The sequence below is a fragment of the Candidatus Omnitrophota bacterium genome (genome assembly GCA_013791745.1).
In the GTDB taxonomy this organism is placed as follows: Bacteria; CG03; CG03; order CG03; family CG03; genus CG03.
Genome location: VMTH01000124.1, coordinates 1 through 4,398, shown reverse-complemented (window position 1 = coordinate 4,398; position 4,398 = coordinate 1). Strand labels below are relative to the sequence as shown.

General features: G+C 51.6%; 4 protein-coding genes and 1 pseudogene. All 5 read right to left on the bottom strand.

Annotated elements, in window-relative coordinates:
- Nucleotides 1–105, bottom strand: a 105-nt coding sequence (locus FP827_05745; GenBank protein MBA3052572.1) for a CDP-diacylglycerol--glycerol-3-phosphate 3-phosphatidyltransferase, incomplete at its 3' end; no start/stop codon positions are given.
- Nucleotides 102–716, bottom strand: a complete 615-nt coding sequence (locus FP827_05740) for a hypothetical protein (GenBank protein ID MBA3052571.1) — start codon at nucleotides 714–716, stop codon at nucleotides 102–104. The genes FP827_05740 and FP827_05745, both read right to left, overlap by 4 nt.
- Nucleotides 717–958: 242 nt before the next feature.
- Nucleotides 959–3,112 (bottom strand): DNA translocase FtsK, encoded by a 2,154-nt coding sequence (locus tag FP827_05735; protein MBA3052570.1) that lies wholly within the window; start codon nucleotides 3,110–3,112, stop codon nucleotides 959–961.
- Nucleotides 3,109–3,870: an undecaprenyl-diphosphate phosphatase gene (locus FP827_05730; GenBank protein ID MBA3052569.1), complete on the bottom strand. Its 762-nt coding sequence runs from the start codon at nucleotides 3,868–3,870 to the stop codon at nucleotides 3,109–3,111. Before FP827_05730 ends, FP827_05735 begins: the two co-directional genes overlap by 4 nt.
- 12 nt (nucleotides 3,871–3,882) lie before the next feature.
- Nucleotides 3,883–4,212: pseudogene (locus FP827_05725) on the bottom strand (stage V sporulation protein G).
- Nucleotides 4,213–4,398: the final 186 nt, after the last annotated feature.

Sequence of the window (4,398 nt, the reverse complement as noted above, 5' to 3'; positions counted from 1 at the left end):
GAAAGAGGCCGCCGCGTAATTCCAGAATCCCCCGAGGCTGACCATCACCATAAAAACCGGTATCCCCGTCATCCGCAGAAAAGTTATTTTATTCGCAAGCGTCATTTTCTCATGTCTATTATCTTCGCCCCGCGGGGGAAATCAAAAACCCCGGGCGCGATCTTCGCGTTCTTCTTCCACGATTTTATTTCCGTGAATGTTCTCATCACGGAATTTTCAACCTTCACGGATTTTAGCATTTTTTCCTTTCTGTCGTATATGGCCTCTATTTCATCGCCGTCTCTGCCTGCACGGAAAACAACCCGCGACGGATCCTGACCCGCGCCCGGGAGAGATGTGCCGGACTCATAAACCCCTCCGGGTATATCAAAATACATCAGGATAGGATTTTTCCCGAACCAGTCGTCAATATAGATCTCATTGTGTTTCTTCACCAGTCTCTTTCTTGATTTCGCGTCGATCTGCAGCACCTCGGAGGGCAGCTCCGCCCGAAACAAAAGCGGATCCTTCCTGTAATATATCTTACCTTTCGTGATAAAAGATTTTTCCGAATCATTGATCTCCATCGTTTTCTCAAAAGACACCTCTAACGTCGCGGCGCTCTCTATCGCCTCGCGCAATTCCATGGCCGGATCCGGAATCCGCTCCGTCGTATCGGCCACAGCCGACGATGCGCCTTCACCTTCGGACATCTGTTTCAGCGGGCCCGAGGGCATTTCCGCAGAAACAGGCGACAATGTCAATACGGTAATAAAGATAACAGGAATCAGTGCAGATGGTATCCGTAGCGGGCCATATGAGCGACGAGTTTGACCCCAAGCCCGGAGCGACAATGCATAAGGCCAAGCATAATTGCAGGCGAAGCCTGAATTGGCAGCGAGCCGCACACGCGAGCGGCCGTCTTCGGATATCTCTGAGGCGATTGCCTCACGGCAGAAATTAACTGGTATTATTTTTTTCACAGATTTTCCCTGAGGCGCTCGAGAGTTTCGGCGTCGCAAAGGATCTCTTTCCCTTTCGTGGGGCCGAGATCGTCGCCCACTACGCCGAGTTCATACATCGTATCTATCAAGCCGGCGGCCCGGCCGTAACCTATGCGGAAACGCCTCTGTAGAAGAGAGGTGGAGGCCTTCCCCTGGGAGATCACGAATTCCGCGGCCTCCCAGAAAATATCGTCCCTTATCTTAGCGGAGGAGAAATCGTTTTTTTTCACTTCCTTCGCCAGATCCATATAATCAAAGTCCACATTCTGGCTCCGGATGAATTTGACTATTTTCTGCACCTCTTTGCGCGAAATAAAAGGCGCCTGAATGCGTTCCAGAAAACTTGAGCCCGGCTGAAGATAGAGCATATCGCCGTGCAGAAGGAGCGCCTCTCCTCCCTGTGAATCCAGAATGGTACGGGAATCGATCTTTGAAAGCACATGCAGAGAGATCCTCGCCGGAAGATTTGCCTTTATCACACCGGTTATGACATTTACCGACGGGCGCTGGGTGCAAAGGACAAGATGTATACCGCATGCCCGCGACATCTGAGAGAGCCGGGTGATGGCAAGCTCCATGTCTTTCTGCGCCACGGCCATAAGATCCGCGAGCTCGTCTATCACGATCACTATATAAGGAAGGCTCCCGCAGGTCTCGTGGTAGCCCGCCAGATCCCTCACGCCGTTTTCGGAAAAGAGCTTCAGCCTTCTTTGCATCTCAAAAACCGCCCACTTGAGCGACGCCACAGCCCCGTGAACGTCTGTCTGCACGCGGGATAAGAGATGAGGAATGTCATTGTAAACGGTCAGCTCCACCATCTTGGCGTCTATGAGAATCAGTTTCAGTTCATAGGGCGAATATTTGTAGAGGAGACTGAGGATGAGATTGTGAATGGTGACGCTCTTTCCCGAACCTGTGGCTCCGCCTATAAGAAGATGCGGCATCGTGGAAAGATCCGCAACCACAGAATCCCCGACGACGTTTTTTCCGAGTATAACCGGCAGTTTCGCACCTGACATGGTAAAACTCTCGGACTCAAGAAGTTCCCTCAGACTTATTTTTTCGCGGTTTTTGCGGGGCACTTCTATTCCCACCGCGGCCTTGCCGGGAATGGGGGCGAGGATCCTTATTGATTCCGCGCGAAGCTGCATGGCTATGTCATTACTCAGACTCTGTATGGCCGATATTTTCTGCCCCGGCGGGACGGAAAGCTCATATCTTATGACGCCCGGGCCTATAACAATATCCCGCACCTCGGCGCTGATGCCGAATGAGGCAAAGGCTTCCTCAAGGGGTTTGACATCGGGAGATTCTTTTTCCTGACGGGGGCTTTTAAGCAGCGTGTTTGTGCCCGGAAGAAGATATTCCGGGCGCTGGGGCCGATCGTCATCCGCCGGCGGAGATGGTTTTGAAGCGGGCTCATCGTCGTCGTCATCTTCATCGATATCCCCTGAATCATCGTCGTCGCCAACAGCTTTTTCAGGAGCGGGCGCTGGCACAGGCCTCCGGGGTTTTATCACGGGATTGGGCCTTACAATAGCCGCGGCAGAAACAGCCGCGCGTTTTTTAAACAGCAGTAAAACAGATTTCACGGCACGCCAGAGCGCGCCTGCGGCGAGGGCTATTTTCACAAAAGGCCAGGCCATGACCTTGAAAAGACTTACCGCCCCTATGTCAAAAGCCAGTATAAAAGCGGCCAGCGCCCCGGCAAAACTCACCACAAAAGAGCCTTTTTTACCGAACAATCCTCTCAGGACCAGCCCGAGCAGTTCACCGACCTTACCGGCCGGGCTTATGGGAGGCACCCTGCCCATCATGAAAAGATGAACGGCGGAGCACACTGATATCAGAAGCATCAGCAATCCGATGAGTTTCTTCCAGAAATTAGGCACGGTTATTTTCGCGATCAGAAGAGCGCCCGAAACAATTAATGCCAACGAAAAAACATTGGAAACCCAGCCGAAAAGATAATAAGAAGCGGCTGCGATGTTCCTACCTATAAAACCCTGAGAAGCCTCCCAGTTGAGCCACAAGGCCATCATCAAACCCGCCCCGACAAGCAGGATGCCCGCTATATCGGCGGAACGATCCGGTGCATCAGGAGCTTGGGATTCTTTCTTTTTGCTCATATGAAAAACAGGTTTATCAGCGCGATCGCCAGCGTGTAAAAACCGAAATATCTCAAACGCGATCTTTTCACCATCAGCATAAGCAGACTTATCGCCGCGAGGCCCGAAAGAAAAGCCGCAACGGAGGAAAGCAGCATTGACGCGTTGAAAAGAGAAGAATCGAACGACCCTAAAAGCAAATTGCCGAAAAGCACGGCTGGGATGCTCATGTAAAAAGAAAACTCCACCGCCTTCGCGCGGGTCATGCCGCAAAGGATTCCCGCGCCTATCGTGGAGCCGCTCCGTGAAATACCGGGCAGGATCGCCAGCGCCTGTAAAATACCTATGAAAAATGATTTTGGGCCGTTAAGCGGCACATTTTTTTCTTTGATAAAATCGCTCCCTATGAGCAGAGCGGCGTTAAGAAGGAAAAAAAGCGAGATCCAGACGGAGTTTGATGCGAAAATCTCACCGAGCAGGTCTTTGGACAGCACTCCCGCAATGCCCGCCGGTATACTGGCTATGAAAAGATACAGGACCGTCATCCGGGCTCCGGATCCGGCCTTTCTGAAGAAATCCCTCACGAGAGAAACAAGGCCTTTTCTGAAATAGAACAACACCGCTAAAAGCGTCGCCAGATGAAGAAAAGCCGTCTCCTTAAAAGCCGCGTCGCTCGAACTGCCCATGATGCTGTTGGCCAGAACAAGATGCCCCGACGAGGAAACAGGCAGAAACTCCGTGAGTCCCTGCACAAGCCCTAAAAAAACGCTTTTAAGCATCTATAACGACGGCTATGCCGGCTCTTCAAACTCCGGCGGGGCGTCTTCCTCAGGCCCCTGCGCGGCAGAGTCCGGACCGGGCTCTCCGGCGGTCTCGTCGTATTTGGCCAGCACTTTTTCGGTGATCTCGCTGTTGATGTCCGAATCCCTTTTCATTTTTATCGTGTTGTAAAATTTACCGTCGGCGCCTCTCTGGGAAGGAGAGCCCACAAAAAGGCCGTTGGGGCCCTCGACGACCTTAAAGGCGTTCACCGTAAAATCATTGTCAAAAGTGACAACGGCAAAAGCCTTTATCTTGGAAGAACCTTTAGACATCCTGATAACAACATCCGTAACTTTCATATCATCCCCCCGTCCATCATTTTATCACCGCCATCTTTCCTGTCTTCTTAAGGCTGACGCCGTTTCTGTCCGCCTTTATCAGATAAATATACACGCCGCTCGCTTTTCCCGATGTGTCCCACTCATATTCATAAGCGCTCTTTGCCGCAACATAATTATTTGACATATCGCATCCGAAGACCTGCT

Bases quoted from the DNA above. Each gene is read 5' to 3' on its own strand.
- FP827_05735 (MBA3052570.1), bottom strand. From the start codon at position 3,112: ATGAGCAAAAAGAAAGAATCCCAAGCTCCTGATGCACCGGATCGTTCC.
- FP827_05740 (MBA3052571.1), bottom strand. From the start codon at position 716: ATGCCCTCGGGCCCGCTGAAACAGATGTCCGAAGGTGAAGGCGCATCG.
- FP827_05730 (MBA3052569.1), bottom strand. From the start codon at position 3,870: ATGCTTAAAAGCGTTTTTTTAGGGCTTGTGCAGGGACTCACGGAGTTT.